This is a genomic window from Methylobacterium sp. Gmos3, assembly GCF_056430985.1.
Genome location: NZ_JBWJYL010000007.1, coordinates 315,708 through 340,174, shown reverse-complemented (window position 1 = coordinate 340,174; position 24,467 = coordinate 315,708). Strand labels below are relative to the sequence as shown.

General features: G+C 67.9%; 32 protein-coding genes. 21 read left to right on the top strand and 11 right to left on the bottom strand.

Annotated elements, in window-relative coordinates; genetic code table 11:
* Positions 1 to 10: 10 nt before the first annotated feature.
* The 3 genes from fusA to rpsL form a co-directional block, all read right to left on the bottom strand.
* Positions 11 to 2,086: an elongation factor G gene (gene fusA / locus ACS5Q7_RS16910; RefSeq protein ID WP_478340446.1), complete on the bottom strand. Its 2,076-nt coding sequence runs from the start codon at positions 2,084 to 2,086 to the stop codon at positions 11 to 13.
* 30 nt (positions 2,087 to 2,116) lie between these two features.
* Positions 2,117 to 2,587, bottom strand: a complete 471-nt coding sequence (gene rpsG, locus ACS5Q7_RS16905) for a 30S ribosomal protein S7 (RefSeq protein ID WP_012319183.1) — start codon at positions 2,585 to 2,587, stop codon at positions 2,117 to 2,119.
* 110 nt (positions 2,588 to 2,697) lie between these two features.
* A complete protein-coding gene (rpsL, locus tag ACS5Q7_RS16900) occupies positions 2,698 to 3,069 on the bottom strand; it encodes a 30S ribosomal protein S12 (RefSeq protein ID WP_007557568.1) in 372 nt (123 codons plus the stop codon).
* Positions 3,070 to 3,545: 476 nt separating this feature from the next.
* Between rpsL and ACS5Q7_RS16895 the strand changes: the two genes are divergently transcribed.
* The 14 genes from ACS5Q7_RS16895 to ACS5Q7_RS16830 all read left to right on the top strand — a co-directional run bounded on the left by ACS5Q7_RS16895 (position 3,546) and on the right by ACS5Q7_RS16830 (position 11,119).
* Positions 3,546 to 3,926, top strand: a complete 381-nt coding sequence (locus ACS5Q7_RS16895) for a hypothetical protein (RefSeq protein WP_478340445.1) — start codon at positions 3,546 to 3,548, stop codon at positions 3,924 to 3,926.
* 321 nt (positions 3,927 to 4,247) lie between these two features.
* Positions 4,248 to 4,616 carry a 50S ribosomal protein L14 gene (gene rplN, locus ACS5Q7_RS16890; RefSeq protein ID WP_010686182.1) on the top strand — a complete coding sequence of 123 codons (369 nt, stop codon included), beginning with the start codon at positions 4,248 to 4,250 and terminating at the stop codon, positions 4,614 to 4,616.
* Entirely contained in the window at positions 4,616 to 4,930 is a 315-nt protein-coding gene (rplX, locus tag ACS5Q7_RS16885; RefSeq protein ID WP_378966886.1) for a 50S ribosomal protein L24, read from the top strand. The genes rplN and rplX overlap by 1 nt, the downstream gene beginning before the upstream one ends.
* Positions 4,923 to 5,489, top strand: a complete 567-nt coding sequence (gene rplE / locus ACS5Q7_RS16880; RefSeq protein ID WP_243952433.1) for a 50S ribosomal protein L5 — start codon at positions 4,923 to 4,925, stop codon at positions 5,487 to 5,489. Before rplX ends, rplE begins: the two co-directional genes overlap by 8 nt.
* Before the next feature lie 39 nt (positions 5,490 to 5,528).
* The gene (gene rpsN, locus ACS5Q7_RS16875; RefSeq protein WP_478340444.1) at positions 5,529 to 5,834 is read left to right on the top strand and encodes a 30S ribosomal protein S14; all 306 of its coding nucleotides are present in this window, start codon (positions 5,529 to 5,531) and stop codon (positions 5,832 to 5,834) included.
* Positions 5,835 to 5,846: 12 nt separating this feature from the next.
* A complete protein-coding gene (gene rpsH / locus ACS5Q7_RS16870; RefSeq protein WP_478340443.1) occupies positions 5,847 to 6,242 on the top strand; it encodes a 30S ribosomal protein S8 in 396 nt (131 codons plus the stop codon).
* A 22-nt stretch (positions 6,243 to 6,264) separates the two neighbouring features.
* On the top strand, positions 6,265 to 6,798 hold the full coding sequence (rplF, locus tag ACS5Q7_RS16865; protein WP_478340442.1) for a 50S ribosomal protein L6: 534 nt from the start codon (positions 6,265 to 6,267) through the stop codon (positions 6,796 to 6,798).
* Between the two features lie 12 nt (positions 6,799 to 6,810).
* A complete protein-coding gene (gene rplR / locus ACS5Q7_RS16860) occupies positions 6,811 to 7,173 on the top strand; it encodes a 50S ribosomal protein L18 (protein WP_478340441.1) in 363 nt (120 codons plus the stop codon).
* An 83-nt stretch (positions 7,174 to 7,256) separates the two neighbouring features.
* Positions 7,257 to 7,844 carry a 30S ribosomal protein S5 gene (rpsE, locus tag ACS5Q7_RS16855; RefSeq protein WP_243952427.1) on the top strand — a complete coding sequence of 196 codons (588 nt, stop codon included), beginning with the start codon at positions 7,257 to 7,259 and terminating at the stop codon, positions 7,842 to 7,844.
* 11 nt (positions 7,845 to 7,855) lie between these two features.
* Positions 7,856 to 8,047 (top strand): 50S ribosomal protein L30, encoded by a 192-nt coding sequence (rpmD, locus tag ACS5Q7_RS16850; protein ID WP_243952426.1) that lies wholly within the window; start codon positions 7,856 to 7,858, stop codon positions 8,045 to 8,047.
* A gap of 11 nt (positions 8,048 to 8,058) precedes the next feature.
* On the top strand, positions 8,059 to 8,565 hold the full coding sequence (gene rplO / locus ACS5Q7_RS16845) for a 50S ribosomal protein L15 (RefSeq protein ID WP_378966903.1): 507 nt from the start codon (positions 8,059 to 8,061) through the stop codon (positions 8,563 to 8,565).
* A 153-nt stretch (positions 8,566 to 8,718) separates the two neighbouring features.
* Positions 8,719 to 10,062 carry a preprotein translocase subunit SecY gene (gene secY / locus ACS5Q7_RS16840; protein WP_478340440.1) on the top strand — a complete coding sequence of 448 codons (1,344 nt, stop codon included), beginning with the start codon at positions 8,719 to 8,721 and terminating at the stop codon, positions 10,060 to 10,062.
* 158 nt (positions 10,063 to 10,220) lie between these two features.
* A complete protein-coding gene (locus ACS5Q7_RS16835; protein WP_478340439.1) occupies positions 10,221 to 10,823 on the top strand; it encodes an adenylate kinase in 603 nt (200 codons plus the stop codon).
* 71 nt (positions 10,824 to 10,894) lie between these two features.
* Complete coding sequence (locus tag ACS5Q7_RS16830) at positions 10,895 to 11,119, top strand: hypothetical protein (protein ID WP_478340438.1); 225 nt, start codon at positions 10,895 to 10,897, stop codon at positions 11,117 to 11,119.
* 4 nt (positions 11,120 to 11,123) lie between these two features.
* Here the strand turns inward: ACS5Q7_RS16830 and ACS5Q7_RS16825 are convergent, their stop codons facing one another.
* The gene (locus ACS5Q7_RS16825; RefSeq protein WP_478340437.1) at positions 11,124 to 11,495 is read right to left on the bottom strand and encodes a hypothetical protein; all 372 of its coding nucleotides are present in this window, start codon (positions 11,493 to 11,495) and stop codon (positions 11,124 to 11,126) included.
* A gap of 204 nt (positions 11,496 to 11,699) precedes the next feature.
* On the opposite strand from ACS5Q7_RS16825, the gene rpsM reads away from it, so the two are divergent.
* The 5 genes from rpsM (at position 11,700) to rplQ (ending at position 15,236) form a co-directional block, all read left to right on the top strand.
* On the top strand, positions 11,700 to 12,068 hold the full coding sequence (gene rpsM, locus ACS5Q7_RS16820) for a 30S ribosomal protein S13 (RefSeq protein WP_243952416.1): 369 nt from the start codon (positions 11,700 to 11,702) through the stop codon (positions 12,066 to 12,068).
* Positions 12,069 to 12,236: 168 nt separating this feature from the next.
* Positions 12,237 to 12,626 carry a 30S ribosomal protein S11 gene (gene rpsK, locus ACS5Q7_RS16815; protein ID WP_010686167.1) on the top strand — a complete coding sequence of 130 codons (390 nt, stop codon included), beginning with the start codon at positions 12,237 to 12,239 and terminating at the stop codon, positions 12,624 to 12,626.
* A gap of 32 nt (positions 12,627 to 12,658) precedes the next feature.
* Positions 12,659 to 13,531: an MBL fold metallo-hydrolase gene (locus ACS5Q7_RS16810; protein WP_478340436.1), complete on the top strand. Its 873-nt coding sequence runs from the start codon at positions 12,659 to 12,661 to the stop codon at positions 13,529 to 13,531.
* A 94-nt stretch (positions 13,532 to 13,625) separates the two neighbouring features.
* Positions 13,626 to 14,660, top strand: coding sequence for a DNA-directed RNA polymerase subunit alpha (locus ACS5Q7_RS16805; RefSeq protein ID WP_243952413.1), 1,035 nt, complete (start codon positions 13,626 to 13,628; stop codon positions 14,658 to 14,660).
* A 165-nt stretch (positions 14,661 to 14,825) separates the two neighbouring features.
* Positions 14,826 to 15,236 (top strand): 50S ribosomal protein L17, encoded by a 411-nt coding sequence (gene rplQ / locus ACS5Q7_RS16800; RefSeq protein WP_478340435.1) that lies wholly within the window; start codon positions 14,826 to 14,828, stop codon positions 15,234 to 15,236.
* Between the two features lie 242 nt (positions 15,237 to 15,478).
* On the opposite strand, the gene cckA is transcribed toward rplQ, so the two are convergent.
* The 7 genes from cckA to flgB form a co-directional block, all read right to left on the bottom strand.
* On the bottom strand, positions 15,479 to 18,199 hold the full coding sequence (gene cckA / locus ACS5Q7_RS16795; RefSeq protein WP_478340434.1) for a cell cycle histidine kinase CckA: 2,721 nt from the start codon (positions 18,197 to 18,199) through the stop codon (positions 15,479 to 15,481).
* Between the two features lie 130 nt (positions 18,200 to 18,329).
* Positions 18,330 to 19,397, bottom strand: coding sequence for a flagellar biosynthesis protein FlhB (gene flhB / locus ACS5Q7_RS16790; protein WP_478340433.1), 1,068 nt, complete (start codon positions 19,395 to 19,397; stop codon positions 18,330 to 18,332).
* A 26-nt stretch (positions 19,398 to 19,423) separates the two neighbouring features.
* Positions 19,424 to 20,185, bottom strand: a complete 762-nt coding sequence (gene fliR / locus ACS5Q7_RS16785) for a flagellar biosynthetic protein FliR (protein WP_243952409.1) — start codon at positions 20,183 to 20,185, stop codon at positions 19,424 to 19,426.
* A 30-nt stretch (positions 20,186 to 20,215) separates the two neighbouring features.
* Positions 20,216 to 20,482, bottom strand: coding sequence for a flagellar biosynthesis protein FliQ (gene fliQ / locus ACS5Q7_RS16780; protein ID WP_238248936.1), 267 nt, complete (start codon positions 20,480 to 20,482; stop codon positions 20,216 to 20,218).
* A gap of 19 nt (positions 20,483 to 20,501) precedes the next feature.
* The gene (gene fliE / locus ACS5Q7_RS16775) at positions 20,502 to 20,816 is read right to left on the bottom strand and encodes a flagellar hook-basal body complex protein FliE (RefSeq protein WP_478340432.1); all 315 of its coding nucleotides are present in this window, start codon (positions 20,814 to 20,816) and stop codon (positions 20,502 to 20,504) included.
* A 10-nt stretch (positions 20,817 to 20,826) separates the two neighbouring features.
* Positions 20,827 to 21,234 (bottom strand): flagellar basal body rod protein FlgC, encoded by a 408-nt coding sequence (gene flgC / locus ACS5Q7_RS16770; RefSeq protein ID WP_478340431.1) that lies wholly within the window; start codon positions 21,232 to 21,234, stop codon positions 20,827 to 20,829.
* Positions 21,235 to 21,283: 49 nt separating this feature from the next.
* Positions 21,284 to 21,688, bottom strand: a complete 405-nt coding sequence (gene flgB, locus ACS5Q7_RS16765; protein WP_478340430.1) for a flagellar basal body rod protein FlgB — start codon at positions 21,686 to 21,688, stop codon at positions 21,284 to 21,286.
* Positions 21,689 to 21,976: 288 nt separating this feature from the next.
* Between flgB and ACS5Q7_RS16760 the strand changes: the two genes are divergently transcribed.
* Both ACS5Q7_RS16760 and dnaN read left to right on the top strand, forming a co-directional pair.
* Positions 21,977 to 23,206, top strand: a complete 1,230-nt coding sequence (locus ACS5Q7_RS16760) for a hypothetical protein (protein ID WP_478340429.1) — start codon at positions 21,977 to 21,979, stop codon at positions 23,204 to 23,206.
* 128 nt (positions 23,207 to 23,334) lie between these two features.
* Complete coding sequence (gene dnaN / locus ACS5Q7_RS16755; RefSeq protein ID WP_478340428.1) at positions 23,335 to 24,456, top strand: DNA polymerase III subunit beta; 1,122 nt, start codon at positions 23,335 to 23,337, stop codon at positions 24,454 to 24,456.
* Positions 24,457 to 24,467: the final 11 nt, after the last annotated feature.

The following is a 24,467-nucleotide window of genomic DNA, read 5'->3' as shown; positions in this document are numbered from 1 at the left end:
GAGATGGAGCTTACGCGTACTTGGCGATGACCTTGTCGGCTTCGCCGCGCGGCACCTCTTCGTAGTGATCGAACTGCATCGTGAAGTTGGCGCGTCCCTGCGAGAAGGAGCGCAGCTGATTCACGTAGCCGAACATGTTGGCCAGCGGCACCATCGCGTTGATGACGTTGGCGTTGCCGCGCATGTCCTGGCCCTGGATCTGGCCACGGCGGGAGTTGAGGTCGCCGATGACCGAGCCGGTGTACTCCTCGGGAGACACCACCTCGACCTTCATGACCGGCTCCAGCAACACCGAGCCGCCCTTCTGGAGGGCTTCACGGAGCGCCGCGCGGGACGCGATCTCGAAGGCCAGGGCCGACGAGTCGACGTCGTGGTAGGCGCCGTCGACCAGCTCCACCTTGATGTCGACCACCGGGAAGCCGGCGAGGATACCGGCGGTCAGGACCGAGTTGAGGCCCTTTTCGACGCCGGGGATGTACTCCTTCGGCACCGCGCCGCCGACGATCTTCGACTCGAAGGCGAAGCCGGCACCCGGCTCGTTCGGCTCGACCACGAACTTCACCCGGGCGAACTGACCGGTACCACCGGTCTGCTTCTTGTGGGTGTAGTCGATCTCGGTCCGACGGGTCAGCTTCTCGCGGTACGCCACTTGCGGCTGGCCGATATTCGCGTCGACCTTGTAGGTGCGGCGCAGGATGTCGACCTTGATGTCCAGGTGGAGCTCGCCCATCCCCTTGAGGATGGTCTGGCCCGATTCCTGGTCCGTCGAGACGCGGAAGGACGGGTCCTCGGCGGCGAGCTTCGAGAGCGCGATGCCGAGCTTTTCCTGGTCCGCCTTGGACTTCGGCTCGACGGCGATCTCGATCACCGGCTCGGGGAATTCCATCTTCTCGAGGATGACGGCCTTCTGCGGGTCGCAGAGGGTGTCGCCCGTGCGGGTGTCCTTGAGGCCGGCCAGGGCGACGATGTCGCCGGCGAAGGCCTCCTTGACGTCCTCACGGTTGTTGGCGTGCATCAGGAGCATGCGGCCGACGCGCTCCTTCTTGTCGCGCGTCGAGTTGATGACGTTGGCGCCCGACTCGACCTTGCCCGAATACACGCGGCAGAAGGTGATCGTGCCGACGTGGGGATCGTCCATGATCTTGAACGCGAGCATGGCGAAGGGATCCGAGTCGGTCGGGTGGCGGACCACCTCTTCCTCGGTCTTGAAGTCGATGCCCTTGATCTCGCCGCGATCCGCCGGGGACGGCAGGTAATCGACGACGGCGTCGAGGAGCGGCTGCACGCCCTTGTTCTTGAAGGCCGAGCCGCAGAGCACGGGATGGAACGCGCGGCGCTGCACGGCCGTGCGGACGAGCTTGCGAAGACCCTCCTCGCTCGGCTCCTGGCCGTCGAGGTAGGCCATCATGGCCTCGTCATCCATCTCCACGCAGGCTTCGACCAGCTTGGCGCGGTACTCGACAGCCTGATCCTGCAGGTCGGCCGGGATCTCTTCCTCGGTGTAGTTGGCGCCGAGCGCCTCGCCCGACCACACGACGGCCTTCATCTTGATCAGGTCGATCACACCCTTGAAGGTGCTCTCGGCGCCGATCGGCAGCTGCAGGCACACCGGCTTGCCGGCGACGCGGTCGATGATGTCGGCCACGCACTTGAAGAAGTCGGCGCCGATCTTGTCCATCTTGTTGACGAACACGACGCGCGGCACGTCGTACTTGTCGGCCTGACGCCACACGGTCTCGGTCTGCGGCTCGACGCCCTGGTTGCCGTCGAGCACACACACCGCGCCGTCGAGCACGCGAAGGGAACGCTCGACTTCGATGGTGAAGTCGACGTGGCCGGGCGTGTCGATGATGTTCAGGCGCTTCTCGCGCCAGAAGCACGTCGTCGCGGCGGACGTGATCGTGATGCCGCGCTCCTGCTCCTGTTCCATCCAGTCCATCGTGGCGGCGCCCTCATGGACCTCGCCGATCTTATGGGACTTTCCGGTGTAGTAGAGGATCCGCTCCGTGGTCGTGGTCTTGCCGGCATCAATGTGGGCCATGATGCCGAAGTTGCGGTAGTCCTCGATCGCGTGCGTGCGGGGCATCGGACTGCTCCTGAGAGACGGGTGGGCCGCTTACCAGCGGTAGTGCGAGAAGGCGCGGTTGGCTTCCGCCATCCGGTGCGTGTCTTCCCGCTTCTTGACGGCGTTGCCGCGATTGTTCGCGGCGTCGAGCAGCTCGGCCGACAGGCGCTCAACCATCGTGCGGTCGTTGCGCGAGCGGGCGGCCTGGATCAGCCAGCGGATCGCCAGGGCCTGGCGGCGCTCGGTGCGCACCTCGACGGGGACCTGGTAGGTCGCGCCGCCGACGCGGCGGGAGCGGACCTCGATCATCGGGGCGACGTTGTCGAGCGCGGCGCGGAACACCTCGATCGGGTTGGCGCGGGCACGGTTCTCGACGATGTCGAAGGCGCCGTAGACGATCCGCTCGGCGGTCGACTTCTTACCTTCGTACATGATCGAGTTCATGAACTTCGTCAGCACCACGTCCCCGTACTTCGGGTCCGGGATGATCTCGCGCTTCTCGGCTGAGTGACGACGGGACATTGGCTAAACTTCCAATGAGTAGAACTTAAGCACCTGACGCAGGCCACCTTGAGCGTAAGCCGGTGGCATCCTTGTCAGGCAGTGGAAAAGCTGACTGCGTGCCGAAGAAATTACTTCGGACGCTTTGCACCGTACTTCGAACGGCGCTGCTTGCGGTTCTTCACGCCCTGCGTATCGAGCACGCCGCGAAGGATATGGTAGCGCACGCCCGGAAGATCCTTCACGCGGCCGCCGCGGATCATCACCACGGAGTGCTCCTGAAGGTTGTGCCCCTCACCCGGGATATAACCGATCACCTCGAAGCCGTTCGTCAGGCGCACCTTGGCGACCTTACGCAGAGCCGAGTTCGGCTTCTTAGGCGTCGTGGTATAGACGCGGGTGCACACGCCACGCTTCTGCGGGCAAGCGTCCAGAGCAGGAACCTTGTTACGGCTCCGCTGGATCTTCCGCGGCTGGGCGATCAGCTGATTGATCGTCGGCATCCTGTGCCCTCTTCCTCGGTCCCTTCCGAACTGCAACTGCAGTCCGCAAAACGAATATGCGCCGGAAGGGCTAGTCAAAGCCCCTCGGCGCGGTGTGGGCAGAGGATCGCGCCTCGGGAGACGCGTTCGTACCTACGGATCTGACTTAAGCGTCAGGCGATTTGAGCCTTCAGGTCGCGTCGGGGGCGAGGACGGCGGTTCGGGCTAACCCGCAGGCCGTCGGCAGCCGAGGGCCGACCGAAGTGGGGCGCTTCTAGACGCATCACCCGCCCCGGTCAATGCACCGTCGCGGGAAAATTGCACCCCCGAGAGCCATTAAAGAAGAGTGACCGCCCTGAGGAGGGCGCGACCCGTGCCGGATCGGGGCAGTCGCGGCCAAACACGGTCCACGGGAGGTTAATCCGATTCGTCGAATTGTCCGCATCGACGGTGCTCCCGAGTCGAGGGCACCCAGTGGCGTTCGAGGATAGTCGCGTATGGGTTGCGTCGCAGCGAGCAACGTCGTCCCCTTCCGCCGGGTCTCCGCTCCCCCGCCGATGGGCGAGCGCGAGGCCGGACTCCGCCGCAGAGGCGAGCAGCGGGTGCTGATGGAGACGGTCTATGCCCTCGGCTCCATGGTGCTCGGCGCCGACGACCGGGAGACCAAGCTGACCGCCTCTAGGCTCCAGGTCTACGGCTTCGTGACCATCGAGGAGCTGGGCGAGGACGGCCGCGGCCGCCGGCTGCGCCCGTCCGAGGCGATTCGTGCCCGCACCGACCGCCCCTGGCGCCTCTCGAAGCCGGCCATGGCCGCCGTCACGATCCCGAATCTCGACGGGTTCCTGTTCGAAGCCGAGCCCGTCAATCAGCCGGCCTGATTCGACGCAACGTCCCAACCCGAACTCTGAGACGGCGCCGGCTCCCGCGAGTCGGCGCCGTTTCCATTCGGGCCGAGACGGACTGGCCTGATTTTGCCCGTCCTGCGGTTGCGTTTCCCGTTCCGCCGATGTATGGCCCCGACCTTCGCGACATTTTGGATGGGCCTCGCGCCCGTTCCACCGCGGTGACCGCGCCGGCGTCCCTGATGCCGATAGCGCGGTCGTTCACATGAGCCGGGGACCACAGATCCCCATCAGGCGTCGTCCGCCGGGCAATACCGCCCGCGTGCGGAAACCCGCCTGAGAGAAGGAGTCACGCACGTGATCCAGATGCAAACGAATCTGGACGTCGCCGACAACTCTGGTGCACGCCGTGTGATGTGCATCAAGGTTCTCGGCGGGTCGAAGCGCAAGTATGCCGGCGTCGGCGACGTGATCGTCGTGTCGGTCAAGGAGGCGATCCCGCGGGGTCGTGTGAAGAAGGGCGACGTCATGAAGGCGGTGGTCGTGCGCACCGCCAAGGACGTGAAGCGCGCCGACGGCTCGGTGATCCGGTTCGACAAGAACGCGGCCGTCCTGATCAACAATCAGAAGGAGCCGATCGGCACCCGCATCTTCGGACCGGTGCCGCGCGAGCTGCGCGCCCGCAACCACATGAAGATCATCTCGCTCGCCCCGGAGGTGCTGTGATGGCTGCCAAGATCCGCAAGGGCGACAAGGTCGTCGTGCTGACCGGCCGTGACGCCGGCCGCTCGGGCGAAGTGATCCAGGTGCTGCCGAAGGAAGGCCGCGCGTTCGTGCGCGGCGTGAACCTCGTCAAGAAGCACCAGAAGCAGACCCAGAACCAGGAAGGCGGGATCATCTCCAAGGAGGCCGCCATCCAACTCTCGAACATCGCGGTCGCGGATGCCAACGGCAAGCCGACCCGCGTGGGTTTCCGCATCCTCGAAGACGGGCGCAAGGTCCGGTTCGCCAAGAGCACGGGGGATCAGATCGATGGCTGAGGCCGACAAGAACGCGTACGTCCCCCGTCTGCGCAAGCACTACGACGAGGTGGTTCGCCAGAAGCTGATCGAAGAGTTCGGCTACAAGAACCCCATGCAGGTGCCGCAGATCGAGAAGATCGTCATCAACATGGGCGTCGGCGAGTCCACCGCGGACTCGAAGAAGGCCTCGGTGGCGGCGGGCGACCTCGCCCTCATCGCCGGCCAGAAGCCGGTCATCACCCGGGCCCGCAAGGCCATCGCGACCTTCAAGGTCCGCGAGGGGATGCCGATCGGCTGCAAGGTGACGTTGCGCAAGCAGCGCATGTACGAATTCATGGACCGTCTGATCACGATCGCGCTCCCGCGCGTGCGTGACTTCCGCGGCCTAAACCCGCGCTCGTTCGACGGTCGCGGCAACTACGCCCTGGGTCTCAAGGAGCACCTCGTGTTCCCGGAGATCTCCTACGACAAGGCGGAGCAGATGTGGGGCATGGACATCGTCGTGGCGACCTCCGCCCAGACCGATGCCGAGGCCAAGGCACTGCTCGCGGCCTTTCAATTCCCGTTCCGGCAGTGACGTCCCCGGACGTCAGACGCGGACACTGGAGATAGACAGATGTCGAAGAAAAGCTCAGTCGAGAAGAACAACCATCGCAAGGATCTCGTGAAGCGCTTCGCTGCCAAGCGGAAGGCGCTGCTCGATATCGCGAACAACGAGTCGATCGAGATGCAGGAGCGCTTCGAGGCGCGCTTGAAGCTCGCCGAACTGCCGCGCAACTCGTCGGCCACCCGCATCCGCAACCGCTGCGAGATCACGGGCCGTCCGCGGGCCTACTACCGCAAGATGGGCATCTCGCGCGTCGCGCTGCGGGAGCTCGGCAACCGGGGTCTCATCCCCGGCCTCGTCAAGTCGAGCTGGTAAGGAGGTCCCCACATGGTCAACGATCCCGTGGGTGACATGCTCACCCGTATCCGCAACGGCCAGCTGCGCCGTCGCAACGTCGTCCAGACGCCCGGCTCGAAGCTCCGCGCAAGCGTGCTCAACGTGCTGAAGCGCGAGGGCTACATCCGCGACTTCGCGCAGACCGAGCTGGGCAACGGTCGCACCGAGTTCGCCATCGAGCTCAAGTACTACGACGGCAAGCCCGTGATCCGTGAGATCCAGCGCGTGTCGAAGCCGGGCCGCCGGGTTTACTCGTCGGTCGGCGAGCTGCCGCGCGTGGCCGACGGCCTCGGCGTCACCATCGTCTCCACCCCGCAGGGCGTCATGGCCGACCACGAGGCGCGCGAGCGCAACGTCGGCGGTGAAGTGCTCTGCACCGTGTTCTGATCGGGACGGAGGAGGACATCCCATGTCTCGCGTAGGCAAGAAGCCGGTTCCTGTTCCGGCTGGCGTTACCGCCACCGTCACGGGCCAGACCGTGAAGATGAAGGGCTCGAAGGGCGAACTTCAGTTCGTCGTTCCGTCCCTCGTGAACGTCGCCATGAAGGACGGCGCGATCGAGGTCGAGCCCGTCAACCAGTCGAAGCCCGCCCGGTCCCTCTGGGGCACGTCGCGGGCCCAGATCGCCAACATCGCCACCGGCGTGTCGAACGGCTTCTCCAAGAAGCTTGAGATCACCGGCGTCGGTTACCGTGCCGCCATGGCCGGCAAGGCGCTCAAGCTGTCGCTCGGCTACAGCCACGACATCGAGTACGCCGTGCCGGAGGGCATCACCATCGCCACCCCGAAGCCGACCGAGATCACCATCACCGGCATCGACCGGCAGAAGGTGGGCCAGGTCGCCGCCGAGATCCGCGACTATCGCGGCCCCGAGCCCTACAAGGGCAAGGGCGTTCGGTACGAGGGTGAGTTCATCTTCCGCAAGGAAGGCAAGAAGAAGTAAAGGAGGGCGAAGATGTCTCGTAAGCTCGAAGCCCTCGATCGGCGCAAGGCGCGCGTTCGTCGGGCGATCAAGGCGGCTGCCAACGGCCGTCCGCGTCTCTCGGTGTTTCGTTCGTCGAAGCAGATCTATGCGCAGGTCATCGACGACGTGAAGGGCCACACGCTGGCCGCCGCGTCCACCATCGACAAGTCGCTCAAGGGCGATCTGAAGACCGGTGCCGACGTTGCCGCCGCGACCGCCGTGGGCAAGCTCCTCGCGGAGCGCGCCAAGGCCGCCGGGGTCACCAAGGTGATCTTCGACCGGTCCGGCTACATCTACCACGGCCGTGTGAAGGCCGTGGCCGAAGCCGCCCGCGAGGGTGGCCTGGAATTCTGAGTGAAACTGTCCCTCCCCCGTTCGGGGAGGGACTATCGAGCGAGCGGGCCTCAGGGCTCGCGCCAGTGAGATAGGCAGAGATTATGGCACGTGAACGTGAAGGCGGGGGCCGCGGCCGCCGCGACGACCGCGAGGAGCACGACAGCGAGTTCGTGGACAAGCTCGTCCACATCAACCGCGTCGCGAAGGTTGTGAAGGGTGGCCGTCGCTTCGGCTTCGCCGCCTTGGTCGTGGTCGGCGACCAGAAGGGCCGCGTCGGCTTCGGCCACGGCAAGGCCCGCGAGGTGCCGGAGGCCATCCGGAAGGCGACCGAGGCCGCCAAGCGCGGGCTCATCCGCGTGTCGCTCCGCGAGGGCCGCACCCTGCACCACGACGTCAACGGACGTCACGGCGCCGGCAAGGTGATCCTCCGCGCGGCCCCGCAGGGTACCGGCATCATCGCCGGCGGCCCGATGCGCGCCGTGTTCGAGACGCTCGGCATGCAGGACGTCGTGGCCAAGAGCCTCGGTTCCTCGAACCCCTACAACCTCGTTCGCGCCACCTTCGAGGCGCTGAAGAACGAGGACAGCCCGCGCGCCGTGGCGGCTCGCCGGGGCCTCAAGGTGTCCGCGCTTCAGTCGCGCCGCCGCGATGCCGATCCGGCCGATACGTCCGAAGCTGCGGTCGCGTAAGGGAGGATGGCATGGCTGACAACACCAAGACCGTCCGCATCGAGCAGATCGGCTCGCCGATCCGCCGCGAGGCCAGCCAGCGCGCGACGCTGATCGGCCTCAAGCTGAACAAGCTCCACCGGGTCGCCGAGCTTGAGGACACGCCGGCGGTACGCGGCATGATCCGCAAGGTGAATCACCTTGTGCGCGTCCTCGAGGCCTGAGGAGGCGACCGATGAAGCTTAACCAGATCAGCGACAATCCCGGCGCCACCAAGGACCGGATGCGTGTCGGCCGGGGCATCGGCTCCGGCAAGGGCAAGACCGCCGGACGCGGCGTGAAGGGTCAGAAGGCCCGGACCGGCGTGGCCATCAAGGGCTTCGAGGGTGGCCAGATGCCGCTCCACCGTCGCCTTCCGAAGCGCGGCTTCAACAACATCCACGCGGCTGACCTGAACGAGGTGAACCTCGGCCGGATCCAGGCCGCGGTGGATACGGGGCAGCTCGAGGCCGGCGCGACCATCACGGTCGAGACCCTCGTCGCCGCCGGCATCCTCGCCCGTCCCCGCGACGGCGTGAAGCTGCTGGGTGTCGGCGAGCTGACCTCGAAGCTCAGCTTCGAAGTCACCCGCGCCTCCAAGTCGGCCATCGAGGCCGTCGAGAAGGCCGGCGGCTCGGTCAGCGTGGTCTACGCCTCCGGCGTCTCGACCCGCGGCAAGGCCGAGGCCGAGGCGACCGCCTGAGGCAGACGGCGGCCGCGCGACACATTGCGCGGCACGTCCCCGGCCTTTAAGTCGGTGACCATCGAGCGGCGGCCCCACGCGACCTCGCGCGGGCCGCCGCTTTTTTCGTTTCATCCGGGCACTCGCCCGGCGACACGCGTAGGACGCGACGCTATGGCCTCAGCCGCCGAGCAGCTTGCCGCCAATCTCAACTTCGGCGCCATCGCCAAGGCCGATGAGCTGAAGAAGCGCATCTGGTTCACGATCGGCGCGCTGATGGTGTTCCGGCTCGGCACCTACGTGCCGATTCCCGGCATCGATCCGGAGCAGTTTGCGCGGAACTTCCAGCAGCAATCGGGCGGCGTGCTCGGCCTGTTCAACATGTTCTCCGGCGGTGCCGTCGAGCGCATGGCGATCTTCGCGCTCAACATCATGCCGTACATCTCGGCCTCGATCATCGTGCAGCTCCTCACCTCGGTCATCCCGAGCCTGGAAGCGCTGAAGAAGGAGGGCGAGTCCGGCCGCAAGGTCATCAACCAGTACACCCGCTACCTGACGGTGGTGCTGGCCCTGGTTCAGTCCTGGGGCATCGCGGTGGGCCTACAGAGCTCCTCGGCGGCGATCGATCCGGGACCGTTCTTCCTCGCCTCGACGGTCATCACCCTGACCGGCGGCACGCTGTTCCTGATGTGGCTCGGCGAGCAGATCACCTCGCGCGGCATCGGCAACGGCTCGTCGCTGATCATCTTCTCGGGCATCGTCGCGCACCTTCCGGTGACGATCATCGGCGCCCTGGAGCTCGGCCGCACCGGCGCCCTCTCGCCCGCCATCATCCTCGGGGTGGCCGTGGCCGCCGTCGCCCTTGTCTACTTCATCGTGTTCATGGAGCGCGCCCAGCGCCGCATCCTGATCAACTACCCGAAGCGCCAGGTCGGCAACCGCATGTACGAGGGCCAGACCTCGTTCCTGCCGCTGAAGCTCAACACGTCGGGTGTCATCCCGCCGATCTTCGCCTCCTCGCTGCTGCTGCTGCCGGCCACCGCCGCCAGCTTCTCGGCGAACAACGGCAGCGGCTGGCTCGGCGCGGTCACGGCCTATCTCGGCCACGGAACGCCGCTGTTCATGGCCCTCTACGCGGCCCTCATCATCTTCTTCACGTTCTTCTACACGGCCGTCGTCTTCAACCCGCAGGAGACCGCCGACAACCTGAAGAAGCATGGCGGCTTCATCCCCGGCATCCGGCCCGGCGAGCGCACGGCGGCCTTCCTCGACAAGGTGCTGACCCGCATCACGGTGATCGGCGCCCTGTACCTGACCCTCGTGTGCCTCGCCCCGGAGATCCTGTCCTCCTACGCCTCGGCGAGCCTGGGCTTCGGCGGCACCTCCCTGCTGATCCTCGTGACGGTGACGATGGACACCGTGGCGCAGATCCACGGGCACCTGATGGCGCACCAGTACGAGGGCCTCGTGAAGCGCGCGAAGCTCCGGGGCGCCTCGGCCGGCCAGCGCCGCCGCTGATCGGGCAACAGAAGCCGGAAAATGAGCGAAGTCCGCCCAAAGGCGGGCTATCGCCGTCCGCGCGAGGCGTTAGAAAAAGACCTGAGGGGGCGATGCCCGGGATGGCGTCGTCGAATGAATCCGGAGCCCGGGAAAGCGGGCCCTAAGAGGACAACGCCATGCGCATCATTCTGCTCGGACCGCCCGGCGCGGGGAAGGGCACGCAATCCGAGCGGATCGTGAAGAAGTACGGCATCCCGCAGCTCTCGACCGGAGACATGCTCCGCGCCGCCGTGGCCGCCGGGACGCCCGTGGGGCTGAAGGCCAAGGCCGTGATGGAATCGGGCGGGCTCGTCTCGGACGAGATCGTGGTCGGCATCGTCGCCGACCGGATCGAACAGGCCGACGCCAAGCCGGGCTTCATCCTCGACGGCTTCCCCCGGACGGTCGCCCAGGCCGAGGCGCTTGGGAAGATGCTCGCCGGCAAGGGCCTGGAACTCTCGTCCGTCATCGAACTGAAGGTCGATGAGGATGCCCTGGTCGGCCGCATCGCCAACCGCGCCGCCGAGGCTGCCGCCCGCGGCGAGGCCGTGCGCAAGGACGACACGCCGGAAGTGTTCAAGCAGCGCCTGGAAGCCTACCGGGCCCAGACGGCGCCGCTCTCGGCCTATTACGACAAGCTCGGCATGCTGAAGACCGTCGACGGCATGAAGCCCATCGATTCGGTGACCGAGGATCTGACGGGAATCCTGGAGCCGCACCGGGAGCGCATCGCGTCCTGACGCGTTGGGCGGGTCATCCGAGGGGCGTTCGCCAGACGGCGGGCGCCCCTTTTCCATGCCGGACAGCCTCGATGATTGCCCGCCTGACCCTTGCCGCTGCTCTCCTCGTTGCCGGGAGTGCCCTGCCCGCTTCCGCGCAGAGCCCGGCCCAATCCTTCGTCTACGGCCAGAAGCAGTTCCGCAACGCCTGCCGGCCGCCGCTGAAATACGCCGCCGGCGCCTGCGTCCGCCGCTGCCCCGCCGGCTATCGCAACGAAGGCCGCACCTGCCGCCTGTCGAACCAGCGGATGCACTGAGTCGTCAGGGCCGGGTGCGCGCGGCTTCGGCCTCGCGGCTCGGCCCGAAGAAGTTGACGATGTCCATCGGGAGGGAGCGCCGCCCGAATCGGCGTATGGGATGCTCTTCGAGATCCCCCGACCGCAATTCGATCATCGCGGTCATCGGGTTGTACCGGAAGGCCATTCGCTCGCCGCCGAACGACGCCCATAGTGTCCCGCCCGCGCCGTCATCGGCATCCCGGAGACTGACGCTCTCCGGCTCGGCCGAGGCGAGAACGCCACCGGCCACGGCGAGGATGACCGGCACGACCTCCTCGGCATTCGACTCGGCCGCTTGCATGACGCCGGCCACGAAGGCTTTGAGTGTCTCACCGTGATGCGTGGCCCGTGCCATTGCTTTTCGTTCCCATGTGATTGACAGGCCGCCGCGCGCGGAGTAGCAGACCCCCCTTCGTCCAACCGAACGATGGTTCGAGGTGCCCTGTCGAGGGGCCGCCCTCGGGCCGCGTCGTCGTTGCACGCGCGCAGGGGCCGGCCTCCACCGGACGCGCGCGAAACCCCGAGCCCGGCTTCGCCGGGCCTCACATGGAGTGAGACTGTGGCCCGTATCGCAGGCGTCAATATCCCGACTGGCAAGCGCGTCGTCATCGCGCTTCAGTACATCCACGGCATCGGCCCCAAGAAGGCTGAAGAGATCACCGGCAAGGTGGGCATCCCCGCCGAGCGTCGTGTCAACGAACTGACCGACGCCGAGGTTCTCTCGATCCGTGAGGCCATCGACCGCGATTACATCGTGGAAGGCGACCTGCGCCGCGAGATCTCGATGAACATCAAGCGGCTGATGGACCTCGGCTGCTACCGTGGCCTGCGTCACCGCAAGCAGCTGCCCGTGCGCGGCCAGCGGACCCACACCAACGCCCGCACCCGCAAGGGCAAGGCGAAGCCGATCGCCGGCAAGAAGAAGTAATTTTTTCAGATCGGGAGGCCGTGCTTCGCTCGGCCTCCTTGTCGCGGCGGGTGTCCCTCGGCGGATCCCGCTCAGCCTCGCCGGTCCCGCAGGACCGCGAGGCTAAGTCCCTAAAGAATCCCGAGCGCCTGGTATTACGGGCGTGCCTGAAGGAAGAGTGGAAGTCAGATGGCCAAGGAACCGCAACGCGTTCGTCGTCGTGAACGCAAGAACATCGTGTCGGGCGTCGCCCACGTGAACGCCTCGTTCAACAACACGATGATCACCATCACCGACGCCCAGGGCAACACCATCTCGTGGTCGTCCGCCGGCGCGATGGGCTTCAAGGGCTCGCGCAAGTCGACACCCTACGCCGCCCAGGTCGCCGCCGAAGACGCCGGCCGCAAGGCCGCCGAGCACGGCATGCGCACCCTCGAGGTCGAGGTTTCGGGTCCCGGCTCCGGCCGTGAGTCGGCGCTCCGAGCCCTCCAGGCCGCGGGCTTCACCGTGACCTCGATCCGTGACGTCACCTCGATCCCGCACAACGGCTGCCGTCCGCGCAAGCGTCGTCGCGTCTGATCGATCATCCTTCGGCGAACAGGGAGAAGCTTATGGCGGGATCGAAGCCACTGCCCGGCGTGCTGCGTTGGAACCTCGGCGACCTCACGGTCACCGCGCTCAACGACGGCTGGTTCCAGGCGAGCCTCGATCTCGTCACGGGCATCGACAAGGCGGAGGCGGCGCGCCTGCAGCGGGCCGGTTTCCGCACCGAGCAGCCGAAGATCACCCTGAACGCCTTCCTGATCACCGGAGCCGGCCGCAAGCCGGTTCTGGTGGATACCGGCTACGGCGCCCTGGCGCCGGTCGAGACGATGGGGCGTTTGGGGGCCGCTTTGGCGACCACCGGCGTGAAGCCGGAGGACGTGGAGACGGTGCTGATCACGCACCTGCATCCCGACCATTGCGGCGGTCTCGCCGAGGATGGCCGGGCCGTCTACCCGAATGCCGAGATCGTCGTCCATTCGGACGAAGCGGCGTTCTGGCTTCCCGACGAGGCGCTCTCCAAGGCGCCCCAGGATGCCAAATCGTATTTCGAGGGCGCGCGGAATGCCGTGGCGCCCTATGCCGGCCGGATGCGCGAGCATCGCGGCGGTGAGGTGCTCTCGGGCATCGAGGCGGTACATCTCCCCGGCCACACGCCGGGGCATTGCGGTTTCCGGGTGACGTCGGGTTCCGAGTCGCTGCTGATCTGGACCGACGTGGTCCACCTGCCGGCGATTCAGTTCAAGAATCCGGACGCGGGTGTCGGCTTCGACGTCGACGGCGATCAGGCCCGGCAGACCCGCAAGCGGATCATGGACCAGGCGGCGTCGGAGCGGAGCTTCATCGCCGGCTGTCACCTGGAATTCCCAGCCCTCGGCTACGTCGACCGCGACGGTGCCGGGTACAGCTTCGTCCCGGCCCTGTGGGTCGGCGGCGAGTAGGGTTTAAGTCAGACGAATCGAGACCGGGCGGTGTGCCAGGGGGCGCCTCCACCCGGCCGGAACGCGGATACCGGACGATGCGGATCCGCGAGGCGTGAGAGGTAGGACCGTGGTCATTCAGAAGAATTGGCAGGAACTCATCAAGCCGAACAAGCTGCAGGTCTCGACCGGCGACGACCCCAAGCGGATCGCGACGGTCGTCGCCGAGCCGCTTGAGCGCGGCTTCGGCACCACCCTGGGCAACGCCCTGCGGCGTGTTCTGCTGTCCTCGCTGCAGGGCGCGGCGGTAACTTCGGTGCAGATCGACGGCGTGCTGCACGAGTTCTCGTCGATCCCGGGCGTCCGCGAGGACGTGACCGACATCGTCCTGAACATCAAGACGATCGCCATCCGCTCCCAGACCGACGCCCCCAAGCGCATGACCCTGCGCAAGACCGGCCCGGGCACGGTGACGGCGGGCGACATCGGCACGGTCGGCGACATCCAGATCCTCAACCCCGAGCTCGTCATCTGCACGCTGGATGACGGTGCCGAGATCCGCATGGAGTTCACGGTTTCGACCGGCAAGGGCTACGTCCCGGCCGAGCGCAACCGCCCCGAGGACGCGCCGATCGGCCTGATCCCGGTGGACTCCCTGTTCTCCCCGGTGACCAAGGTCAGCTACCGCGTCGAGACCACCCGCGAGGGCCAGGATCTCGATAAGGACAAGCTGACCATGACGGTCGAGACCAACGGCGCCGTGAGCCCCGAGGATGCGCTGGCCTATGCCGCCCGCATCATCCAGGACCAGCTCCAGGTGTTCGTGAACTTCGAGGATCCGCGCAAGGAAGAGGCCGCGCCGCTCACGCCGCAGCTGCCCTTCAACCCGGCGCTGCTCAAGAAGGTGGACGAGCTGGAACTGTCGGTCCGTTCGGCGAACTGCCTGAAGAACGACAACATCGTCTACATCGGCGACCTCATCCAGAAGTCGGAGGGCGAGATGCTGCGCACCCCGAACTTCGGCCGCAAGTCGCTCAACGAGATCAAGGAAGTGCTGGCCGGCATGGGCCTGCACCTCGGCATGGATGTTCCCGGCTGGCCGCCGGAGAACATCGAGGACCTCGCCAAGCGCTTCGAAGAGCATTACTGAGCGCCTGCGGCGCTCAGGGGCGAATAGGGAATAGCGAATAGGGGTGTCGGAGAAGCGGAACGGTTGAACGCCTCAGGGCTCAGCTACTCGCTATTCGCCACTCCCTATTCGCTCAACAGGCGGCCGACCCTTGGCACGGCGGTCGCGAACAACAGGAGAGCCACCATGCGTCACGGTTATCGCGGTCGTCGTTTCAACCGCACCGCCGAGCATCGCCAGGCGATGTTCGCCAACATGTCCGCCGCGCTGATCAAGCACGAGCAGATCATCACCACCCTGCCGAAGGCCAAGGACCTGCGTCCGGTCGTCGAGAAGCTGATCACGCTCGCCCGCATCGACAGCGTGCACACCCGCCGCCTCGCCATGTCGAAGCTGCGCGACGCCGACATGGTCAAGAAGCTCTTCTCGGTGCTCGGCCCGCGCTACCAGGGTCGTCCGGGTGGCTACTGCCGCATCATGAAGGCCGGCTTCCGCCAGGGCGACAACGCCCCGCTCGCCGTGATCGAGTTCGTGGATCGCGACGTCGATGCGCGCGGCAAGGATTCCGGCCCGTCGCAGATCGCCGACGCCGCCTGAGGCATTCGCCGTTCCATTTTAAAGGCCGCCCCGATTCATTCGGGGCGGCCTTTTTCGTTTGGGTTGTATCGTTGGAATCGCCCGGTTCCCCAGCCTCCCCCGTCATTGCGAGGGGGAGCGAAGCAATCCAGGGTTCCGCCACGTCCGTAAACGGCCCGCTGCCCTGGATTGCTTCACTGCGTTCGCAATGACGGCAGGGGGTGTTTGCCCGTCACACCCGTCGAGGACGGCAAGACCGCGCCTCAATCCGCCATCGTCTTCTTCACCGTCTCGACCAGCTGCTTCAGGCTGAAGGGCTTGGGGAGGAAGTTGAAGGCTTCGCCTTCGGGCAGGTTCTTGCGGAAGGCGTCCTCGGCGTAACCCGAAACGAAGATCACCTTCAGGTGCGGTTGATGCTTGCGCACCTCGCGCAGCAGCGACGGGCCGTCCATTTCCGGCATCACCACGTCGGAGACCACGAGGTCGATGGGCTGTTCGCCGTCGCGGACGATCGCCAGCGCCTCGAGGCCCGAGGCCGCTTCCAGCACGGTGTATCCCCGGGCCGAGAGGGCACGGCTGTTGACGGCCCGCACCGGGTCCTCGTCCTCCACGAGGAGGATGACGCCCTGGCCGGTATGGTCGGTCGCCGGGCGGCGCGGAGCCGGCGGCTCGGCGGCCTTGGCACCCGGCGCAGCGGCCGTTCCGTTTGGCGATTTCGCATCGGCCGGGGCCGCAGCCTCGACGGGCACCACCTCGGGAGCGGGGATGTGCCGGGGCAGATAGATCTTGAAGGCCGTGCCCTGGCCCACCGTCGACTGCACGTCGATGGTGCCGCCCGATTGCTTGACGATGCCGAACACCGTCGACAGGCCGAGGCCCGTGCCCTTGCCGATCTCCTTGGTGGTGAAGAACGGCTCGAAGATCTTCTCCATCAGTTCGGGGGGGATGCCCTGGCCGGTGTCGCACACCTCGATGAGCACATGGTCGCCGGCCGGCGGGCCGCCGCGCCCGTCCGTGACCGCCTTCTGGCCGGGATCGACCACGTTCTCGGTGCGGATCGTCAGCTTGCCGCCTTCCGGCATCGCGTCGCGGGCGTTCACCGCCAGGTTCACGATCACCTGTTCGAACTGGTTCACATCGGCCTTCACCGGCCAGACATCGCGCCCGTGCTTGAGTTCGAGGGTCACGCGCTCCCCGAGGAGACGCTTCAGCAGCAGGGTGAGTTCGGAGAGGCTTTCGCCGACATTCATCACCTCCGGCCGCAGGGTCTGCCGCCGCGAGAACGCCAGGAGCTGGCGGACGAGGCCCGCCGCCCGGTTGGCGTTCTGCTTGATCTGCATGATGTCCTGGAAGGCCGGATCGTTCGGCCTGTGGCTCGCCAGGAGCAGGTCGGAATAGCCGATGATCGCCTGCAGGACGTTGTTGAAGTCGTGCGCGATGCCGCCGGCCAGCTGGCCGACCGCGTTCATCTTCTGCGCCTGCGCGACCTGTTGCTCCAGCTGGCGCTGGGCCGTCGTGTCGAGGGCGTAAAGGATCACCCGCTCGGCCTCGTCGGCCTGCTCGCCCTCCGCGCCGCCATCGGCCGGGCTCAGCCACAGGCGCGCCGAGCGACCGCCCGGCCCCTGCAACAGCACCTCGATGGGCTCGGCTTCGGTGATGCCGCTGGCCGCGCGGTTGAGGCCGGTTTCCAGCGCGGTCTTGTCGAGGACCGAATCGGCGAGATTCGGCTCGGCGCGGGTGCCGCCCTCCCCGTCCAGCTCCGCCCCGTCCGACGTGAGCGGCGCGGTGCCGAACAGCCGCGTGAACGAGGCGTTGGCGCGGGCGATCCGCCCCGAGCGATCGAGCGTCGCGATGGCGATGGGCGAGTTGTTGAGGAACCGCGCGAGCCGCACCTCGGCGGCGCGCTGGGGCTCGTCCGCGTCGGCCCCGGCCGAGCGGTTGATGACGAAGGTGCGCGAGGCGCCGGGCTTGCCGTCCTTACCGAAGGCGACCCGGTGGTAGAGGCGCACGGGCACCGTGTGGCCGTTGCGGCGGCGCAAATCGAGGTCGAACCGGTCGGTGCGGACCTCGCCGGGCAGGCCGGCGGTGCGAATCAGGACGTCGGCGCTGGGCGCGATCTCGGTGAGGTGCAGGCCGCCCGAGCCGACGCTGGCGAGGTCGTAGCCGAGCCACGCGGCCAGCGTGGCGTTCATGTAGACGATGGTGCCCGTAGGGCTGATCGACAGGAAGCCCGCCGGGGCGTGATCGAGGTAATCGATGGCGTGCTGCAATTCCTGGAAGACGTTCTCCTGGCGCTCGCGCTCGGCGGTGACGTCGGCGACCGTCCAGAGGGAGGCGGCCCGGCGCGGGCGCGGCAGGGGCCGCACCGAGACCCGGTACCAGCCGAAATCGCGCTCGCCCGCCACGCCGGCCACCTGCCCGAGGGGCGGCGCCATGCGCATCTCCTCGGTGTGCGGGCGCCCGTCGCGGGCGGCCTGGGAGAGGCGGTAGACCGCCTCCGACACTTCCGGCGAGCCGACGAAGATCCGCTCCACGGGGGCGAGGTTCGAGAAGCTGTCACCGCCGGCGAGGCGCAGATACGAGGCGTTGGCATAGATCAGCCGCCCCCCATCTTCGACCACGAGGGCACCGTCAGGCCCGCCATCCACGATGGCGCGGGTGATGTCGTCGCGGGCGCTGCTGCCGGAGAGCTGGATCGCGCCGATGGCGAGGGCGAAGAGGAAGAACACGCCGGCCATGGCGAGCAGCGCCAGCAGCCACACGATAAGCGCCTGCGCCTGCTCGTTGGCGACGAAGGACAGGCCGATCGCCGCGCCCACCAGCAGGCCGGCGAGCATCAGCAGCAGGCCGACGCGGCCGGGCTGCTCCGAACGGTCGATGGACCCGTTCACCGGCGGCTGAACCGCCAGGATCTCGGACGCGCTCTCCGGCCTCGCCGGGTCTGCCTTCAAAGTCGGGGCCGGGGATCCGGTCACGTCGGCCATCGGGATCTTTCCAGAAACGGGCTCCGGTTTGGCCCGCGGCCCGCCCCACGGCAAGGGGCGTCGGACCACGGACGGTACCAAGCCCATCAAGAGCTTCGCGCAAAATGGTGGAGGAAGGGTAGCCCCGCCCTCACGCGGCCCGGCGGCGCAGGCGCATCACGAAGCCGATCACCTCGGCCACCGCCTTGTAGTGCTCGGTCGGGATCTCCCGGTCGATCTCGACGGTGGCGTGCAGGGCGCGGGCAAGCGGCGGGTTCTCGACGATGGCGACGTCATGCGCCTTGGCGACCTCGCGGATGCGCAGCGCCAGGGCATCGACCCCCTTCGCGACGCAGATCGGGGCCGGCATCCCCGCCTCGTAGCGCAGGGCGACGGCGTAGTGGGTCGGGTTGGTGACGATGACGGTGGCGCTCGGCACGGCGGCCATCATGCGCTTCTTGGCGCGGGCCATGCGCAACTGCTTGAGCTTGCCCTTCACCTCGGGGTTGCCCTCGGATTCCTTCATCTCCTGCTTGATCTCTTCCTTCGACATGCGCAGCCGGCCGCGCCAGCGCAGCCGCGCATAGAGGTAATCCGCCCCCGCGATGGTCACGTGGACCGCGAGCATCCCCGCGAGGAGCTTGAGGCTGAGGGTCAGGATCGCCGGCAGGCAGGCGCCGGGATCGAGCCGGGCGAAGACCTCCAGCCGGTCGCGGTCCCGCCACAGGATGGAGCCGCCGACGACGCCGACGGCGATCATCTTCGCCAAGCCCTTGCCGAACTGGAACAGGGCCTCGACGCCGACGATGCGCTTGAGCCCCGCCATGGGCGAGATGCGCTCGAATTTCGGCATCAGCGCCTCGGCGTTGAACACCGGCGGATGCTGGAGATAGCCGGCCGCGACGCCCGCCACGAGGGCGACTCCCACCGGCACGGCCACGGCTTCGAGCCAGATCCACAGGCCGCTGCGGGCCGCCCGCGCCATGGCCCAGGGGCCGTCCGGCACTTGATGGGCGTTGGCGAGGAAGCCGGTGAGGCTGTGCATCAGGCCGCTGGCGATGCCCGGCGCGGCCACGAGCAGGGCGAGGGTGAACGCGCCGAGGATCGCGAGGGTGTTCACCTCCACGCTCTTGGCGACGTCGCCGCGCTCGATCGCCTGATCGATCCGCCGCTGGGTCGGCTCTTCGGTCTTGTCTTCCTGCTCCGCGCCCTCGGCCATGGCTCAGCGCCTCCGGCCGTCGGGGGTCAGCGCCCGACGAACTCGTTGAGATACCGGCCCATGTCGTCGAGGAAGACACCCATCATCACGCCGAGCGACCCGGCGAGGATCAGCATCCCGATCAGCACCGAGGCCGGCACCGCCAGGAAGAACACCTGCAATTGCGGCATCAGCCGCGAGAGCACCCCGAGCCCGAGGTTGAACAGGATGCCGAAGGCGATGAACGGGCCGGAGATCTGCACGGCCAGGGTGAAGCCCCGCGCCACGGCCTTGAGGGCCAGCATCAGCGCGTCGCCGAAGGCCGGCACGCCGTCCGGCGGCAGCACCTGATAGCTCCGGGCGATGGCCGCGATGGCGAGGTGGTGCAGGTCGGCGGCGAAGATCAGCGTGATGCCGAGCAGCGACAGGAAGTTGCCCACCGCCGCCGATTGCCCGCCCACGGTCGGGTCCACGGTCATGGCGTAGGACAGGCCGAGCTGCTGCGAGATGATGAGCCCCGCCGTCTGCAGCGCGGCGAGCACCATCCGCACCGTCAGCCCGATGACGAGGCCGATGATCGTCTCCCCGAACAGGAGCGCGATCAGCCGGGGCCCGGCGATCCCCTCGGTGCCGCCGAGCAGCGGGCGCGCCATGGGATAGAGCACCAGCGTGACCATCAGCGCGAAGGCGAGACGCAGGCGCGGCGAGACGGTCTGCTCGCCGACGCCCGGCATCAGCATGATCAGCGTGCCGACCCGCGCGAAGACGAGGAGGAAGGCCGAGGCCACGCCCGGCAGGAGGAGGTTCATGCGCCTCCCTATAGCGCATGACGGGCGCCATCACCCGCCCGCCGCGATCCGCGCGGCGATGCGGGTCATGTAGCCGGCCATGGCATCGCCCATGAACGGGAGCATCAGCAGGAGGGTCGCGAAGACCGCGACGATCTTGGGCACGTAGATCAGCGTCTGCTCCTGGATCTGCGTCAGCGCCTGCACCAGCGAGACGACGAGACCCACGAACAGGGCGACGAGCATCAGCGGGCCGGCGACCTTCAGGAAGACGAAGATGCCGTCGCGGGCGACGTCGAGGATGGCGAGGCCGGTCATCGTGGGGTTCCGCGCGGTGTCAGATCTGCATCCGCATGATTTCCTCGTAGGCCGAGATCATGCGGTCGCGGACGGCGACCATGGTTTGAAGGGCCGTCTCGCTCTCGGCGACGGCGGTGACGACATCGACCACATTCGCCTTGCCCGAGGCGGCGGTGATCGCCTGGGCATCGGCCCGGCGGCCGGCATCGCCGACCCCGTCGATGGCTTGGCCCAGGAGGCCGGCGAAACCCTCGCCGGGCGATTGGGTCTGCTGGACGCGGGGCGCCGGCCGCCCGGAGGCGAGGCCCTGGACGGCGGCGTAGGCGCCCGCCGCGAAGTTGCTCGAAGCCATGGCGCCGCCCCTACTTCAGGATCGCGAGGGTCTGCGCGATCATCTTGCGCGTCGTCGTGACCATGTTGAGATTCGCCTCGTAGCTGCGCTGGGCCTCGCGCATGTCCATGTTCTCGATCAGCGGATTCACGTTCGGCATCGACACGTCGCCCTTCGCGTCCGCGACGGGGTTGCCGGGGTCGTGCTTCATGCGGAAAGCGCTCGAATCGCGCCGCACGCGGCCCGTCTCCACGACGTTGGCGCCGGTCTCGCGGTCGAGATGGCTGGTGAAGGTCGGGATCTTGCGGCGATAGGGCTCGGCGCCCTTGCTCGCCGGCGCGGAATCCGCGTTCGCGATGTTTTCCGCGATGATGCGCATCCGGCCCGATTGGGCCTTCAGGCCGGAGGTCGATGCCGCCAGGGATTTCGAGAATTCCATCGCCCGCCCCTTCCTTCAAGGTTTCCGCACGCTCTAGGAGCCCGTTCGATCAGCTCTTGCCGATGGCGATCTTCAGGGTCGTCAGGCTGTGCTGGTAGAGCGAGGCGGCGAGCTGGTAATCGGTCTGGATATCGCCGGCCTTCATCATCTCGTCCTCGAGATTGACGCCGTTGCCGCTGGGCCGGATCTCGAAATCCTTCACCTTCCTCGGGTCGGCACCGGCTTCCGGCTGCCCGATCGGCGCCATGTGGCCCGCCGCCGTGAGGGCGAGCCCCGGGGATGTCCGCTGCGCCTGCCCCGTCGCCCTGTCGAAGCGCAGCTCCGCGAGGTCGTGCGGCTTGAAGCCCGGCGTGTCGGCGTTGGCGACGTTCTCGGCGATGACGGTCTGGCGCGCCTGGTTCCACTGCATCCGGGTGCGCAGCATCGCCAGCATGGGCAGGTCGGAAATGGCCATGGCCCCCTCGCGCGGCGGAACCCCGCAGATCCGGGGTCGGCAAAAACTGCCGCCTGCATGGTTAACGCGCCGTTAAAGCCGGCTCCTCTCCGGCCTCTCGAGCCGCGAATGCCGGATCGTCCTTGCCCGAAGCGGTACGAACGGGTCCTCGGCCCTCCAACGAGCTGTTAACGAAGCCTTAATTCGGCCTGCCCGATTGATGCGGCCTCGTGTTATGACGCGAGGCCTGCCGCGGAACCCGCCACGGCAGGATTGTGTGAGTGCGTAACCTTGTCATGGCTACGATCCGTGTTCGGCTCTGACGGCTCCCCGGTCATCCAGTACCTCGTCATCTTCGCGATCATCTTCTCGGCCCTCGCCGCGATCGTGTTCGTGGTCCGCCGCCTCACCGGAGGCGGGGGCGCGCTCCAGGGGCGCAGCGGCCGCTCGCGCCAGCCGCGCCTGGGGATCGTGGACGTGTACGAGCTCGACCGCGCCCGCCAACTGATCCTGCTGCGGCGGGACAATGTGGAGCACCTTCTCCTCGTCGGCGGCCCGAACGACGTGGTGATCGAGCGCAACATCCAGCGCGGGCAGCGGCCCCTGCCCGAGGCGACGCTGCGCGCCGAGCCCGCCGCCGAGCCCCTGCCCGATCCGCTGGCGGAAGCCGGGCGCCTGCCCGAGCCGCCCCGCGCCATCGCCGAGGCCGCGCGTCCGATCATCGAGACGCCGCCACGCCGGACCGAGCCGGCCTTCGAGATGCCGGTGGTGGTGCCCCCACCAGTCCCCGGCTCCAACGCGCCGCCGCCGGTGCGCCTCCCCCTCGACGCCGCCTTGCTCGACGGCGACGAACCGGGACGGGACATTCCCGTGCCGCCGCCGAACCCCGCCCCTCCGGCCGCGCCGATCCTGCCCGCCCCGCCGCCCCCGGTGCGGGAGGCCCTGATGCGCCCCCGTCCGCCGCGCGGCGCCACTCCGACCCTCGACCGCAAGCCGGAAGCCGAGAGCCCGGCCGAGCCCATCCGCCTGCCGGATGCCGTCCCTGCCAGGCCCTCGATCAGCTCGCCCCCGATCACCCCGCCCCCGCTGACGCCGCCGCCGAACCTGACGCCGCCGCCGGCCAGTCCGCGTCCGGTGGATCCGGCGATCCTTTCGGACATGGCGCGGCAGCTTCAGGCCGCCATCGCCCGTCCGAGCTCGGCCGTCGCCCCGCCGCCGGCCCCGCCGGCCCCCGCCGTCCAGCCACCGCCGCAAGGAGCGCCGCAGGTCGATCCGATCGCCGCCGCGATGGCGGCCCTGGTTCCACCGGCGCTCGACCCTGTCGCCTCCGGCATGTCGAAGGCGGAGGTGGAGCCCGAGCCGGCCCCAACCTTCGAACCGCCCCCGCCCCCGCGCCCCGAGCGGAAGCCCACCGTGCCGCGCCCGGAACCGGCGGCGGCGATGCCCGAGCCGAAATCCCCGGGCAACCCGTTTTCGGTGGAGGAGATCGAGGCGGAATTCGCCCGGCTTCTCGGCCGCCCCCTCGACAAGCGTAGCTAGGACGGGGGCATAAGCGCCTCGCTTGTGCGAGTCGGGCGCGACGGCCTTGCCTTCGCTCCGGTGCTTCGCCAAGCTGAACGACCGTTTTCCTGGGGCCGCCGCGGCCCCGAATGATCAGAGTTTGTGCGATGAAAGTCATCGTCGAGCGCGCGGCCCTTCTCAGGTCGCTCGGCCACGTCCACCGGGTGGTGGAGCGTCGCAACACCATTCCGATCCTGTCGAACGTGCTCCTGCGCGGCGAGGGATCGACGCTCCAGCTGAAGGCGACCGACCTCGACATCGAGGTGACGGAGGGCATCGCCGCCGACGTGTCCGATCCCGGCGCCACCACGGTGCCGGCGCACGTCCTCTACGACATCGTGCGCAAGCTCCCCGAGGGCGCGCAAGTCTCGCTGGAGACCGGCGGCGAAGGCGGGCAGATGACGATCCGCTCCGGCCGCTCGCGCTTCGCGCTAGGTGCCCTGCCGGAGGGCGATTTCCCCGATCTCGCCACGGGCGAGATGCCGCATGGGTTCGAGATCGGCGCCGCCGACCTCAAGCGCCTGATCGACAAGACGCAATTCGCGATCTCCACCGAGGAGACGCGCTATTACCTGAACGGCATCTACCTGCACGTTCTGGAGGCGGACGGCGCGCCGGTCCTGCGCGCGGTGGCGACCGACGGGCACCGCCTCGCCCGCGTCGAGATCCCTGCCCCGGCGGGCAGCGTCGGGATGCCGGGGGTGATCGTGCCGCGCAAGGCGGTGGCCGAGATCCAGAAGCTCCTCGACGACGGCGGCGAGACGGTCGGCATCGACCTCTCTCCGGCGAAGATCCGCCTGCGCTTCGCGGACGGGCTGACGCTGATCTCGAAGCTGATCGACGGCACCTTCCCCGATTATCAGCGGGTGATCCCGGCCAACAACGACAAGCGCCTGACCGTCGAACGCGATACCTTCGCCAAGGCGGTGGACCGCGTCTCGACCATCTCGTCGGAGCGGGGCCGGGCGGTGAAGCTCGGGCTGACGGACGGGCGCCTCGCCCTCTCCGTGAACAATCCCGACGCGGGCAGCGCCACCGAGGAACTGGACGTCGACTACGCGGCGTCCGCCCTCGATATCGGCTTCAACGCCCGCTACCTGCTCGACATCACGGCGCAGCTCGAGGGCGACACCGCCCTGTTCAAGCTCGCCGATCCCGGCTCGCCGACGCTGATCCAGGACCGCGAGGGCGCCTCGGCCCTCTACGTGCTGATGCCGATGCGGGTGTGAGGCTGCGGGCG